This is a genomic window from Streptococcus sp. 121 (assembly GCF_016458205.1).
Classification (GTDB): Bacteria; Bacillota; Bacilli; order Lactobacillales; family Streptococcaceae; genus Streptococcus.
This window is the reverse complement of the sequence record NZ_JAEMED010000015.1, coordinates 1-14004: the sequence shown is the minus strand read 5'-3', so window position 1 is coordinate 14004 and position 14004 is coordinate 1. Positions and strand designations below refer to the sequence as shown.

The window sequence follows — 14004 nt, the reverse complement described above, 5'->3', positions numbered from 1 at the left end:
TCTGCCGAGGGATAGGAGTGTGACCAAAATTGGTCATTTTGAAAAAATGCAATTTTGTCGTCACACCCCCGGTCTAAAGGCATATTAAATGCCTTTAGAGTTTATAGATTAAATGAACGCAGTTCATATCAATGTTGATTAGAATTGTTCAGAGCTATCAAAGCGATGGAACAATTCAATCAACCACTGCGATAAAGAATTAGATTGTAATATAGAAAGAAAATTACAATAAAATTCACAAATATATTCCCTTTTTCTATCCTCAGTTTACCACCTTCCGTCGAAGAAGTAAAGGGAAAACTTGGAGTTGTATAATTGGTAGGCACTAAAACATTGAAAGAATTCTCCGATATTAAACAAATAACAAACACAGGTTAGGACTCCGGATTTACATGCTTAAATAAAAATCACAAAAATTTATTTTTTCTTCCGTTCAGAACGAATTGGCTACAATTCAGAACATTTAGGTTAAAAACACCACTTACCGTGCTATACTGGACCAGCAGAAAAGTATCTCTAACGAGGCGTGTTCGGATAACGCGCAGACGGTAGCTCCATATCTATAGAAAGGGGTGTTGCCTATGAGCACATTTTATAATGTGCGAACGTTAAACGTTCTTCTATCCATGTACTCAACGAGCCAATTCCTGGCTCGCGTTGTACGAACGTTAAACGTTCTTCTATCCATGTACTCAACGAGCCAATTCCTGGCTCGCGTTGTACGAACGTTAAACGTTCTTCTATCCATATACTCAACGAGCCAATTCCTGGCTCGTTGAGCTATATAAATGAGTATATCTTTTGGACTGGTTTTACCTAGTCGGATTGACTATCGAATTTCTTTCCCTGTTGATTGAAATCCTCAGTCTCTATCTCGACTACCGCAACCAAAACAAAAAGAAATAACCGTCGTACTTTTAGCCTAGTTGACGGTTATTTCTTAATCAAAAACTGAGCTACCGTTCTATACGGTTCTGCTGAGGGGTGAGCGACAACTCATCCCTTTTTCTAGTTTTAGTTTACCACCTTCCGTCGAAGAAGTAAAGGAAAACCTATGAATAACTTATCGCATAGTCGTTCCCCTTTTGGTAGGAGACTGATACAAAATTCTCAACTTTCCTATTTGGATAGTAAAACCAATTTGACGCAGTGGTTGATTCGGTCAAACAACTAAAAGACTGTTTGAGGTAACAGATAGGATTTGCGAAGCAAATAACAATTGTTCACCTTTATTGAAAGAACACTTTATGTTCTTTTATCCAGAAACTCAAAGAGTCAATTCCTGACTCTTTGACCTCCGAAAACAACCTAATCAACATTGACATGAACTGAGTTCATTTCATATACAACCTCTAAAGGCATTCAACATGCCTTTAGACCGGATGTGGGTACAAACAGTCTGGGAAGAGACTGTTTGAACCCGAGCCTAACAATAAAAGAGCGAGGTCGGTTTGGCGAGAAACCGTTTCAGCTTACAACATGAAATAAAGACTTGTAATGAACTAAATTTTAATAAATTTAGTTCTGTCCCACTCTCTATCCCCTAAAATCATTCCGTCTGACGAAAAGAACGAGTAGGATACAAGATCCGAGGATGGCTGGGACAAAGGGAACTCCCCAAAGTTGAGGGCCCCAGTTGCCAAATAAGGTTTGTCCTAACCAGGAGCCCAACCAGCCAACAAGGATATTGCCAATACAGCCCATGCGGTCTTCACGATTGGTTAAAGCTGTAGCTACTAGGCCTGTCAAAAAACCTGTAAGAAGGGAAACGATCATAAAAACCTCCTAAATAGCCCATTCACCCTGACGGAAGATTGGGACACGGCTACCGTCTGCTCGAATACCATCAATGTCCATTTGACCTGAACCAATCATAAAGTCCACGTGGACGTCAGACTGATTCAAACCTGCTGCTTGTCGTTCTTCCACAGTCATCTCTGTTCCACCCTCAACGCTAAAGGCATAGGCAGAACCGATAGCCAAGTGGTTTGAAGCATTCTCATCAAAAAGAGTATTGTAGAAAATAATGCCTGATTGAGAAATGGGACTTTGATGTGGAACCAAGGCCACTTCTCCTAATGAACGAGCCCCACGATTTTCAAAGACGAGTTTTTCCAGTGTCTCTTGACCGCGACTAGCTTCTACTTTAGTGATTTGCCCATCTTGGAAGTGAACCTTGATGCCTTCAATAATGGTGCCATTGTAGCTAAGAGGCTTAGTGCTGGTTACATAGCCGTCTGCTCGGCGATAGTCTGGAGCAGAGAATACTTCTTCAGTCGGCATATTGGCCAAGAAATAATCCCCTGCTTCATTCCGACTACCAGCACTTTCCCAGTGATGGTTTTCAGGCATACCCAGAATTAAATCTGTACCTGGAGCTTGGTAATGGAGGGCTGTAAACTGTTCAGCATTAAGAATGGCTGCTTTCGATTCCAGTTTTTCTTCATGGTCAATCCAGGCTTGGATTGGATCTTCTTCATAAACTCGACAAGTTTTAAAAATTTGATCCCAAAGGGCTTCTACTGCGGCTTCTGAACTCAAGTCTGGAAATACTTTCTCCGCCCAAGCTTGACCAGCAGCTGCCGCTACCAACCAAGACACTTTGTTGGATTGGGTTGCTTCCCGCATGGGAGCCAAAGCTTGGTTGGCTGCTCGAACCGACATCGCCATCCGGTCCTCAGGAACACCTGCTAAACCATCTGGATCGATGGAGCGAAGTGCTAAACGACTCACGCGGTGTTCAATTTGATAGTTCATGCGGGCGATAATATAATCTGGAATCTCTGTCAAAAACGTCTCATCCGCATAGAGCAGCTCTTCTTTCTGGATGGCCTGATCGCTCCATTGAACCACGACATGACCTGCACCTTGGGCATAGGCTTCCGCGACAAGCATACGTGTAAAGACTGCCTGTTCCACTTCCGCATTGATTAAAAGAATTTGTCCTTCTTGCACATTTAGCCCACGTTTGATTAAGAGATGAGCATACTTTTTCAAAAGATTTTCAAAATTTTCCATTCATATTTCCTTTCTTGAGCCTAAAACAAATCATCAAAAAGGCTCAATTGGTTGTCTTCAGGCATATTTCCTAAAATGCCCATTTCATTCATTTTATCGACGAGGGTAGATGAGAGGCCGCCGCGTTTGCGAAGTTCCGTCTTACTGAGGAACTCCCCTTCTTCACGCGCTGCCACCAATTGTTTGGCAACGTTCTCTCCCAAACCTTCCAAGGCAACAAAGGGCGGGATGAGCGTATCCCCATCAATCAGAAACTCCGTCGCTTGGCTTCGGTAAAGATCCAGTTTGCCAAAGACAAATCCACGCTCCAACATCTCATTGACCAATTCTAAGGTTGTGTATAAGTCGTTTTCGACATTGGTAGCTTGGTTATTTTTCCGTTTTTCACGGATGTCCTCCATCCGAGCCTTAACAGCCTCTAGTCCACCGGACATGGTTTTCAACTCGAAAGCCTTGGCTCGGATAGAGAAATAGGCACAGTAATAATAGATGGGATGGTGAACCTTAAAGTAGGCTACCCGGAGGGCCATCATCACGTAGGCCGCCGCATGGGCTTTGGGGAACATGTATTTGATTTTTCCACAGGACTCAATATACCATTCTGGTACATTGTTCTCCTTCATAGCCTCAATGTAGCCATTGCGTTCTTCTTCGGAAATTTTCAACCAAAGTCCCTTCCGCACGCGCTCCATAATGGTAAAGGCCATCTTGGGTTCCAAACCCTTATGCATGAGGTAAACCATGATGTCATCCCGACAACCAATAACTGTTGACAAATCCGCAATTCCTTGACGAATCAAGTCCTGAGCATTCCCCAACCAAACATCGGTTCCATGAGATAGACCAGATAGCTGTAGTAACTCGGCAAAAGTTGTCGGATGGGTCTCATCCACCATTCCCCGAACAAAGTTAGTCCCAAATTCTGGAATTCCTAGCATTCCCGTAGAGGTCCCAATCTGATCCTCCGTTACCCCTAGAATCTCGGTTCCCGAGAAGAGGGCCATCACTCCCGGATCATCCGCCGGAATGTCCTGCGGATTAATTCCGGACAAGTCTTGCAATTTCCGAATCATGGTCGGATCATCGTGTCCCAGAATATCCAACTTTAAGACGTTTTCATCGATATCGTGGAAGTTAAAGTGGGTCGTCTGCCACTCCGCCGTCACATCATCCGCCGGATACTGCACTGGCGTGAAGTCATAGACATCCATATAATTGGGAATGACAACAATCCCGCCCGGATGCTGACCCGTTGTCCGCTTAACCCCTGAAGCACCAAGTGCCAAGCGTTCAACTTCGGCCTCCGAATACATCTTTTGATAGTCGCGTTCATAGCCTTTGACAAAACCAAAAGCGGTCTTATCTGCCACCGTACCAACCGTTCCAGCCCGAAAGGCATATTCCGCTCCAAAGATATCTCGGACATCCAAGTGGGCACTGGGTTGGTCGTCTCCAGAGAAGTTCAAATCAATATCGGGAACCTTATCCCCATCAAATCCCAAGAAGGTTTCAAAGGGAATGTCCTGCCCATCCTTTTTCAAAGGATGACCGCACTTCGGACAATCCTTATTAGGGAGGTCAAATCCAGAACCTACTGAACCATCCGTGATAAATTCACTATACTGGCAATCTGGACAATAATAATGAGGGGACAAGGGATTAACCTCAGTGATTCCAATCATAGTCGCAACAAAGGAAGACCCAACGGAACCACGGGAACCGACCAAGTAGCCCCGCTCATTCGACCGTTGCACCAACATTTGCGAGCTCAAGTAGATCACGGCAAAGCCATTTCCCAAGATTGACTTGAGCTCTTTTTCAATCCGCAAATCGACGATGTCCGGGAGCGGATTCCCATACATTTCAAAGGCCTTCTCATACGTCAAGCGGGCAACTTCTTCCTCTGCCCCTTCAATATAAGGCGTATAAAGATCATCCTTAACAACTTCCACCGCTTCAAATTGACGGCTGAAATTCTGAGTATTGGTCACCACAATCTCATACGCCAACTCCTGACCTAGGAAAGCAAAGTCATCCAACATCTCATTGGTCGTCCTAAAATGAGCTTGGGGCAATGGAGCTGGCTCCGCCTTCTCACCGTAGCCAATCGGACGGTTAATCATGGCTCCTTGGCCTAAACTACGAACAATGATTTCACGGTAAATGGCATCCTCTGGCTCCAAGTAATGGACGTTCCCCGTCGCTAGAACAGGCTTGCCAGCGAGACGACCGACCTCAATCAATTGCCGAATTAGGTCTTGAATCTCCGCTTCACTCTGAACCTGCTCCTGAGCCAACAGCGGAGCGTATAGGGCAGGAGGCATGACCTCAATAAAGTCATATTGGGCAGCCACTTCTACCGCCTTCTCAAGCCCCTTGCTGAGAAGGGTGTCAAAGACCTCCCCTTCCTGACAGGCCGACCCCATCAGCAAGCCTTCCCGATACTGTTCCAAGACAGACTTAGGAATCCGCGGAACACCCGAAAAATACTGAGTATTGGAAAGAGAAACCAATTGAAAGAGATTTTTCAAACCCGTCTGGTTTTGAACATATAAAGTTGCATGCTTAACCCGCGCCTTCTGGTAGGAAGAGGGATTAATCACCTGTTTGTTAAGCTGGTCAAGATTGGTAACCCCAAACTTTTCTGCTACATCCCTGATAAAGATAAAGAGCAGGCGACCGGTTGCTTCCGCATCGTAATTGGCCATGTGGTGATGCTCCAACGCAACCTGGAAGCGTTTGGTCAAGGGACCCAAACCATGCCGTTTGTACTCTGGATACAGATTTCGCGCAAACTCCAGAGTATCAATCACCGGCTGGCTAATCAGAGGCAGACCGTGCCGCTCATAGTTAACATTCATGAAGCCCACGTCAAATGTCGCATTGTGGGCTACCAACACTGCATCCCCACAGAATTCTTGAAACTCCTTTAAAACCTGCTCCAGGGGTTTAGCCCCCCGCACATGGTCATTGGTTATCCCAGTCAAATTCGTGGTGAAGGCCGACAAGGGATGGCCAGGATTGATAAATTCATCAAACTCGGCAATCACATTCCCCTTGTGCATCTTAGACGCCGCCACCTGAATGAGATCATTGTAGACAGCCGACAAACCCGTAGTCTCCACGTCAAAGACCACATACGTCGCCTCCGACAACTCAAGATTCTGCTCATTGTAAACAATCGGTACCCGATCCTCAACTAGATTGGCCTCCATTCCATAAATCAGACGCAAACCAGCCTTCTTAGCCGCCTTATAGCCATGCGGGAAACTCTGCACGTTTCCATGGTCTGTAATAGCCAAGGCCTCATGCCCCCAACGACTGGCTGTTGCCACCAATTCCTCCACCTCGGGCAGAGCATCCATGGTCGACATATTGGTGTGCGCGTGGAATTCCACCCGCTTTTCGCCGTCTGGCATCAAATCTTTCCGAGGATGGTGGCTAATTTCCTTAACCTGCTGCACATTCATGGTTAGAGTCTGCGTGTATTGATTCAACTCCACATTCCCCCGGACCCTAAGCCAAGAGTTTTTGCGGATCATCTCAAATTTTTTAGCTTCCTCTTCATTTTTTGCCCATTTTTGCAAAGCAAAACTCGACGTATAATCCGTCATCTTGAAGGAAATCAAGACTCGACCCGTCCGCATCACCCGATGCTCCAAGGCAAAGACATAACCCTCAAAGGTTAGTCCCCGTTCCTCCCCTTGCACATCGATCATAGGTGTAATCTTAGACTTGTCCAAAGCCACAGTCGATGTCGACCGTTGCGAATAATCCGGAACCGGTGCAGGCGTCGGAGTTTCCTTAGGAAGAGACTCTTCCAGAGACGCCAAGGACTCCTGAGCCGCCAAAAGCGCTTGTGCCCGCTCCTCTTCAAAGAAAGTCCGCTCCACCTCAGATAAGGCTTCCTCCACCTGAAGCTGGCAGGTCAACTGACCCAGACCAAAGTCCTCCAAAGCCTCCTCCAAACACGGAAGATACTTCTGGGTAAAATGGTCCATATCCAGATTAGCTCCCCCCTTAAGGTAGAGAGTCCCCTCATCTAAAACCACTTCTAAATCCTGAAAGAGAGACTTGAACCCCTGACTGGAACACGGCCCCTCTTCAAAAGCCTCTCGATAATAAGCCGCAACCAAACCCGGCTCTAAAACTATCTTACGCGCCCGAATCCGGAAACGTGCCTGATTACCGGTTTTGGAAAACTCCTCAGATAATTGCTGCTTGAGAACCCGATAAGCCTCAATCGGCAACACCCGATCAAAGACAAAGGTAAACTCCCAAACCCGACTCTTCTCATGTAGGATCACCGAATCCAGCTCCGCTCCCTGAAACAAGGAAGAACGCAAGAACTCCCCCGGCAAAGCAATCTGATTCATTAAAAGCTGAAATGTATTTTCCATGCATCCTCCTGTATCCCTCTATTTTAACACAGAGAAGGGACGAGGACAAAATTCAACCCAAACCAAAAAAGAGTGCCTCCCGAGTTTATCACTTTGTACCGTAGGCAACACGACCCAATCACTTGAAAAGACTGGATTTTTTGGAACTCTTTTAACTTTTTCAATTGTGTTGTATGCGTCTATTTGTTGAAATAAAATTGAATTCTAGCTTTAATCTGAGCAGAATAGACTGAACAATTATAGTAAAGAAAGCATGATTCGAGCCCTGAATAACGTCAAGGCAATCCTTTTACAAGATGATTAGTACAGATTTTAAGATAATTCGGATATACAGAAGTTAAATAAGCTGCTTGGAATTAAAGAGATTTAAGATTTTGTAAAAGATAACGACCTAAAAAATTACGAAAAGCATGCATACACTACACGAAAACAATTGAAAAAAACATCCGAATTCCTTGTCCCCCAAGGGTTTAGCTATCTTTTGTCATTTTTAAAGTGATAAACTCGGGATTTTAACACAGAGAAGGGACGAGGACAAAATTCAACCCAAACCAAAAAAGAGTGCCTCGGTTAAACCGATAGCACTCCCTTGTTTGTCGACACAATCCATTTTTATAGCGCAACTTCCTATATTTTCAGTCATCAAATCCAATAAAAGTAATTAGATCATTTTTCTGAAGTATTTCAGAAAAATTCATAACTGGTAATGTATACACCGGAAACTGATTTCCTAGATTAGTCAATGTAGAAACATAAGTCCGAACATAGGGATAGAGAATCGCCAAAGCATTCTTCCCTAAAACGTCTTTTAAATCAGCATTTGTTTCAAAATCCTCGGACTGATAACTATAGATTCCTCTTACAGAAACGTTACAGGTGAACGGAATCTGTTTTCTTGTATCTTCTTCCAATTTACCTAAACCAATATTAATAATAACATAGGCCTTTTCTTGAGTTTTTTCAACACCAATTTCAGCTGAAAACTCCACAGGCATACTCAAATTTTCCCCTATATTTTCAAATGCATCATTTACCCTGTAAAAAGACTCATCAACTACATAATTTTCGAAAGTTATAATCGCCACTATGCAACCTGCCTTTCAGACGATTGATAATTAGTAACTGTAGACAGTTCACTTAAGTATTCTTGTGGCTTTTTAAGTTTAGATTCCTGCTGAATTTTTGGGTCAAAAGATTCTATTATATATTGACTATTTTTGAATGATTGAATTTCGATCGGACTCTTTGCTTGAGTCTTAAGTATCTCAATCATTTCATCAATGGCTTCTTTGGGAAACCATGAATCAATATCGAGAATTGAATCGTCTAGAATGATATTCTTATATGTCATTATTTGACCTCCTTAGTAGCTTCCCAATTGATTGCATCTACATTCCTCAAGCAAAGCTCTCGACCATTTGGAACATTAGATAAAGCCTGTTTCTCACTATAAAAAGGTGTAAAGGTATCTTTAATAATCCCATCTACTTGTTGTCCACTCAGAGCATGCTGGACAAGAAATTCAATGAATATACCGTCTAAATTCGCACGTTTTAACGATTTATTCTGTTGAAAGGTCGTCAAACTCTGTTCTATTCTCTGATAAAGCTTACTACGAAGTTCTACAATTCGTCTTAAGTTTTCAGGATTGTTAAGATCTAAAATATTGAGAACAGTCTCATCAAAGTGAAACTGGATAAGGGATATTTTATTTCCCTGATTTCTCCATCGATGTGCATACTTCTTTGCACATTCTTTACCATCAAACCCTAATAGTTCATCATCTAAAAAAAGATACAAACCTTGACCTAAATCATTTGGTAAACGTTGTCCAGAAGGTATTACTACATCAGACTTAATGGTAAAGGGGGTTATTTTTATTTCTTTTGCTTGAAGAATCATTTGTGCATTTTGAGGAGTAGTTCCATGATATCCCTTCAACAGCATCTCCTTTTATCCTCAATTTCCTGCGGTACACAACGTATGCTAAAACCAATTATAATCCTAAACACCTGTCTTGTCAAAGACTAACCTCAAAAAGAGTGCCTCGGTTGGCATCTATGAGTATATGAAAAAGACCAGACTGAATCTGGTCTTCATGAGATTAGCGAGTAGCTTGATAAGTCAATTGATCGCCATGCTCCTTAAGAAAGTCTTCCATCTCATCGTCAGGAATTTGGCGAAGATAGAGGTTGGCACGAATCGTTTCATCCTCTTCACGGCAGGTAGACAAGACCAAATAACGATCTTCAGCTTTAATCTCTACATCTGTTTTTTTAATCTGAGCTTCATTGTAAACATTGTTTAATTGCTCCACAAAATCTTGATCAGAATCAAACTCTGTGCGATAAAAGGCCGTTGTTTCAGGAACAATTATCATGGCTACAGCCTCATAATAGAACTTCCGTTCAGGGGTTTCCACAACCACATAGGGATGCGCATCAAAAAATTCTTTGTTGCTGTAATGGTTCACATCGTTAAACATCCGACTATCTGGAACTTTACTACCACGGGCATGACCAAACAACCAAGTTAGACGGTCGCTAAAGTCCTTCTTGTTATCCATATCCATAAAGACGGTCCCCATGTAAGGTTCGTGTCCACCATCAAACGTCTTATCTAAATAAGTTTCGTTATCGTTAGTTTGGACAACAGGTTCATCTAACATGGTTCCCGGTGCATAAACATAACCAATTGTATCAGGATTAGTGGCCACCAAAGGATCAAAACGCTCTTTTAGAGAAGCCTTCTCCTCATCAGACGGCTGATAGGTGGATGCCTGTTTGGCCTGTGATTGAGAAGTCGATTGATTTTGCTCGCTTGATGATGTGCTACAACCCACCAAAGCTAAGAAAAATCCCGCTAACAAAAGGAACCCCGTCACAATCGACCGAAATTGTTTCTTTCCAGTTTTCATATTCTACCTCAAATTATACAAGAAAAGCGAGAGTTCAAAAGTGGAATCATAGACCCTCTTTCCTCTCGCTTTTACTAGACTTAATCTAATTAATTAGACTGCCTTATTTCACAGCAGCTGTGTTAGGAAGTTTTTTAGCTCCGTCTTTTTTAGCTGCATCTTTTTTAGCTGCTTCAACTGCAGATTTTACAGCAGCATCAGTTGATTTAGATTCTTTTGTTTCTTTAGAATCTTCTTTTTTAGACTCTTCAGCGTTTGCTGGACCAGCTTCTTTTGAAAGTGGGACTTTGATATCAGGACGAACTTCACCGTTTACGATAGTATATTGATCAGGTGTCAATTCAACTTTATCATAACCATTTTCACGTTGGATAACCCAATAGTATTTACCGTTTTCAACAACTACACGGCCTTCACCAATTGCTGGACCTGAAGTTTCAACATCAGTAGCTTCAACATTTTGAGCACTGTCTGGCATTGGAAGTGTTTCTTTAAATGGAATCGCTTCGATTTGTTTACCAGTATTATTAACTTCTGGAACAATTGTTTCGTTTGCCAAAACAGGTGCAGCTACAGCGAACAAAGCTGCAAGAGTAACTGTTGAATATAGTAGTTTTTTCATAGTAACATCTCCTTTTTCTTTTGCAGGTAAACTTACTCAAGTCACCTTACATTTATATTATAAGCATACAGATTTTAGAAGTCAAGTAATTTCTTAAAAAAAACTAAAATTTTCGAACTTTTTACGAAGAACAATCTAAACTAGATTAACTTCAAAGGTTCGGAATCTCAATAGTCTTCAAAAACGAAACCAGAGGTTGAAATCCCTTGGCGTTACTGGATTTCCGACTTATCTGTAACAAAATTGATTATATAAACTTGCTTCTCGAAAGTCAAGTATTTTAAGTTGATTTTAAGAAAATCTTCCTATTTTTTGATCAATTCTTCGAATAAATGGGTGAGAGGTTTATCTGAAACGACTTCAACTTGATAGTTGGGACCTTGCAAGTTCTGACTGCGAAGGATTTGCACACTGCCATCTTCTTTTTTGATAAAGAAGTAACGGAAGGTGCTATCCCCCTCATTGGCTCTGTAATCAAAAATATCTAGAATTTGATCCTGGTCAGACAAGGTCTGGCCATCCTCAAAAACTAAATCCACCTTCTTGGAATCAGTGGCTTCAAGAGTACTTGGGGTGACCCAGGTATAGTTTCCTGAATCCAGGCTATCTAGATAGCTCTGCAGGGCTTGGTGTTTCTGATTGCTCCATTGAACTTCTTGATTTGAGCCCTGGTTGCTGCTTGTTGTGCTGGTTTCAGTCTCACTCGCTTGACTACTTGAACTAATGTAAGAGGATGAAGAAGTATCCCTCTCCTCCTGGTTACTTGCTGTGCTCGGACTTGCAGAACTGCTACTTGTAGAGCTTGTGCTTTGCTCGACTGAACTTTCAGCAGTCACAGCACTGCTTGAACTTGCTTCGCCACTTGAGGCGCTAGTTCCTTCTTTTGATTGTCGTTGGTAACGTTGACTAGCTGTGATTTGACTAAAGTCACTAACCGGGCCTCGGTCCTGAACCCAACGAAGGGTCTCTAAGCGTCCATCTTTCAAGCGGAGTCCGATTGCGACATCTTGACCTCCATCAATCATCCAGGATTCGGGGCTAATAACATTCCATACTTGATCCCCTTCAAGAATTTGATAGACACCTTGGCCTTGGTCTTGCAGTTGGCTAATCTGGAAGCGAGCAGTACGTCCATTTAGCTGAATCTGACCACTTCCATCTGCATTGAGTTCAAGGAAGCCATCCTCAGTCTGCCAGCGCCCGATTAGGTTGGTTGGAATTGAGTCTAAAACCACACCTTCTTTTACACTGCTTGAGGTGCTTGTCTGTGTTTCTTCTTCCCCACTACTACTTGAAGAAGTGCTGCTAGTGGTGCTTGAACTAGAGGAGTTAGAAGTGCTTGAAGATTTCCGAGCTTCCGCTTCTTTGCTTTGGGAGGCAGATGCCTGTGCTGCCCTTTCTCGACTTTGGGACGCAGATACACTGGCTGCTGCTGCAGCCTTAGCTTCTTCCGAAGCCTGAACTTGTGCTTCCTTCATGGCTGATTTGACGCTAGCTCCCAAATCCAAGGCAACCTCAACCTGATCACTGGTTGCCGATACTTCAACCGTTTTGGATTCAGTAGTAAATTCTTTCCCCATATAATAAAAGGAAGCATGAATCTCCAGTTTTTGCTCCTCCAGCAACAGCAACTTTTTACTCAATCCATCCGCAACCTTTTTACCATTCACCATGAGTTTGACCTGGAAATAATCGCTTGACTGGCCCGGTAGTGTGGCAACCAGCTCTTTTTCCACAGCCGTCAAATCCATCTCCAGTTGGTTGCTTTTTGCTTTATCAAAAGGCAAAAGAAGGTTTGTATCCAGCCGACCAAACTCTGTTGAGGCTAAAAGGGCTAGGGGTTGATTGGTGAGTTTAACACGTCCTAAATCAGTGGCTTGGTTTTTAGGCACGGTCTGGCCGTCTATCGTTAGGGCCTCGAGATTAGAGGTCACCTGTACTGCAACAGGGTAAGAGGACACGCGGTAAGTATCAAAAAAGAAAAGTGTCTTACTATCCTCAACCAAACCCAAAATCTTGTTTCCCCCAGCATCTTGGTAAACCTTGGCTCCAGCCTTTTGATCCTTCAGTTGCTCTAAAATGTCTTCCACTTTTAAACCATTATCCTCAAGGTAGCCCACAAAGCCCTGAGCGTCCTTGCTCGTCCACTTACTACTTGGCGTGGACAGGAGCTTGGCTACCTTCTCATAATCCTCCGCCTGAACAGCTTGCGAGAAGCTACGAATGGCCGCATCCGGTCCTGTAGCTTGAACAACATAGGCTCCCGTGCCCAAAGCCAATCCTACTATAGCCAGGCCAGTCAATTGAGCCTGTTTTTTTCGATTCCATCTAGAGTTACTTCCTTGCGTCATATGCTCACCTCGATTCTCAATTTCGAAACCAATTCGTTACTACTACTATTATAAAGGGAGGAAAAACAAGAGTCAAAAAAAGACCTCTTGCGAAGTCAAACAAATATGAAAATGAAACCTATCTTTAAAGCTTTTAAATTCGATGAAAAAATCGGACAAAAAAAGACCCCATAAGGGGTCAGAACTCCGCCAGTAGGACTCGAACCTACGACATCATGATTAACAGTCATGCGCTACTACCAACTGAGCTATGGCGGATAAAGAAAAGCTAAGCGACTACCATATCTCACAGGGGGCAACCCCCAACTACTTCCGGCGTTCTAGGGCTTAACTGCTGTGTTCGGCATGGGAACAGGTGTATCTCCTAGGCTATCGTCACTTAACTAAATTTTTCATTTTTTTGGCCCTGGCTGTGTCGTCTGCGATTCGATAATCCTTAGATTTATCTCATCTTGACTCCTTGCCATCTTCCAAAAAAATATTAAAATTTTCTTCTCTACAGGTTCGTGTAGAGTGAGTGTTAAGAACACTCAAAATTGAATAGCTATTCAAAGTGTAATCGAAATATTCCTCAACTCGCATCTGAGTTCGTCATTCTTAACGTTTCCGTTACTTAGTTTGACTTCGGATAAGTCTTCGAGCTATTAGTATTAGTCCGCTACATTGCTCACACAACTTCCACTCCTAACCTATCTA

General features: G+C 43.0%; 9 protein-coding genes, 1 tRNA gene and 1 rRNA gene. All 11 read right to left on the bottom strand.

Annotated elements, in window-relative coordinates:
* Positions 1-1536: 1536 nt before the first annotated feature.
* Complete coding sequence (locus JEQ21_RS04380; RefSeq protein ID WP_196966949.1) at positions 1537-1776, bottom strand: GlsB/YeaQ/YmgE family stress response membrane protein; 240 nt, start codon at positions 1774-1776, stop codon at positions 1537-1539.
* Between the two features lie 9 nt (positions 1777-1785).
* Positions 1786-3018, bottom strand: coding sequence for an aminopeptidase (locus JEQ21_RS04375; protein ID WP_233340744.1), 1233 nt, complete (start codon positions 3016-3018; stop codon positions 1786-1788).
* Between the two features lie 20 nt (positions 3019-3038).
* Positions 3039-7418: a PolC-type DNA polymerase III gene (locus JEQ21_RS04370; RefSeq protein WP_199364176.1), complete on the bottom strand. Its 4380-nt coding sequence runs from the start codon at positions 7416-7418 to the stop codon at positions 3039-3041.
* Positions 7419-8053: 635 nt separating this feature from the next.
* Positions 8054-8503 carry a protein-export chaperone SecB gene (locus JEQ21_RS04365; protein WP_199364174.1) on the bottom strand — a complete coding sequence of 150 codons (450 nt, stop codon included), beginning with the start codon at positions 8501-8503 and terminating at the stop codon, positions 8054-8056.
* A complete protein-coding gene (locus JEQ21_RS04360; RefSeq protein WP_199364172.1) occupies positions 8503-8769 on the bottom strand; it encodes a hypothetical protein in 267 nt (88 codons plus the stop codon). Before JEQ21_RS04360 ends, JEQ21_RS04365 begins: the two co-directional genes overlap by 1 nt.
* Positions 8769-9359, bottom strand: a complete 591-nt coding sequence (locus JEQ21_RS04355; protein ID WP_199364170.1) for a hypothetical protein — start codon at positions 9357-9359, stop codon at positions 8769-8771. Before JEQ21_RS04355 ends, JEQ21_RS04360 begins: the two co-directional genes overlap by 1 nt.
* 163 nt (positions 9360-9522) lie before the next feature.
* Positions 9523-10335, bottom strand: a complete 813-nt coding sequence (gene srtB, locus JEQ21_RS04350; RefSeq protein ID WP_196092043.1) for a class B sortase, LPKTxAVK-specific — start codon at positions 10333-10335, stop codon at positions 9523-9525.
* Between the two features lie 103 nt (positions 10336-10438).
* Positions 10439-10957 carry a hypothetical protein gene (locus JEQ21_RS04345; RefSeq protein ID WP_199364168.1) on the bottom strand — a complete coding sequence of 173 codons (519 nt, stop codon included), beginning with the start codon at positions 10955-10957 and terminating at the stop codon, positions 10439-10441.
* Positions 10958-11262: 305 nt separating this feature from the next.
* Complete coding sequence (locus tag JEQ21_RS04340) at positions 11263-13308, bottom strand: TcaA second domain-containing protein (RefSeq protein WP_199364166.1); 2046 nt, start codon at positions 13306-13308, stop codon at positions 11263-11265.
* Positions 13309-13492: 184 nt separating this feature from the next.
* Positions 13493-13566: transfer RNA gene (locus tag JEQ21_RS04335), tRNA-Asn, on the bottom strand.
* Positions 13567-13575: 9 nt separating this feature from the next.
* Positions 13576-13691 (bottom strand): 5S ribosomal RNA (gene rrf, locus JEQ21_RS04330).
* Between the last annotated feature and the right edge of the window lie 313 nt (positions 13692-14004).

Coding starts and splice junctions, on each gene's coding strand:
- JEQ21_RS04340 (WP_199364166.1), bottom strand. CDS start 13,308: ATGACGCAAGGAAGTAACTCTAGATGGAATCGAAAAAAACAGGCTCAA.
- JEQ21_RS04380 (WP_196966949.1), bottom strand. CDS start 1,776: ATGATCGTTTCCCTTCTTACAGGTTTTTTGACAGGCCTAGTAGCTACA.
- JEQ21_RS04370 (WP_199364176.1), bottom strand. CDS start 7,418: ATGGAAAATACATTTCAGCTTTTAATGAATCAGATTGCTTTGCCGGGG.
- srtB (WP_196092043.1), bottom strand. CDS start 10,335: ATGAAAACTGGAAAGAAACAATTTCGGTCGATTGTGACGGGGTTCCTT.
- JEQ21_RS04360 (WP_199364172.1), bottom strand. CDS start 8,769: ATGACATATAAGAATATCATTCTAGACGATTCAATTCTCGATATTGAT.
- JEQ21_RS04345 (WP_199364168.1), bottom strand. CDS start 10,957: ATGAAAAAACTACTATATTCAACAGTTACTCTTGCAGCTTTGTTCGCT.
- JEQ21_RS04375 (WP_233340744.1), bottom strand. CDS start 3,018: ATGGAAAATTTTGAAAATCTTTTGAAAAAGTATGCTCATCTCTTAATC.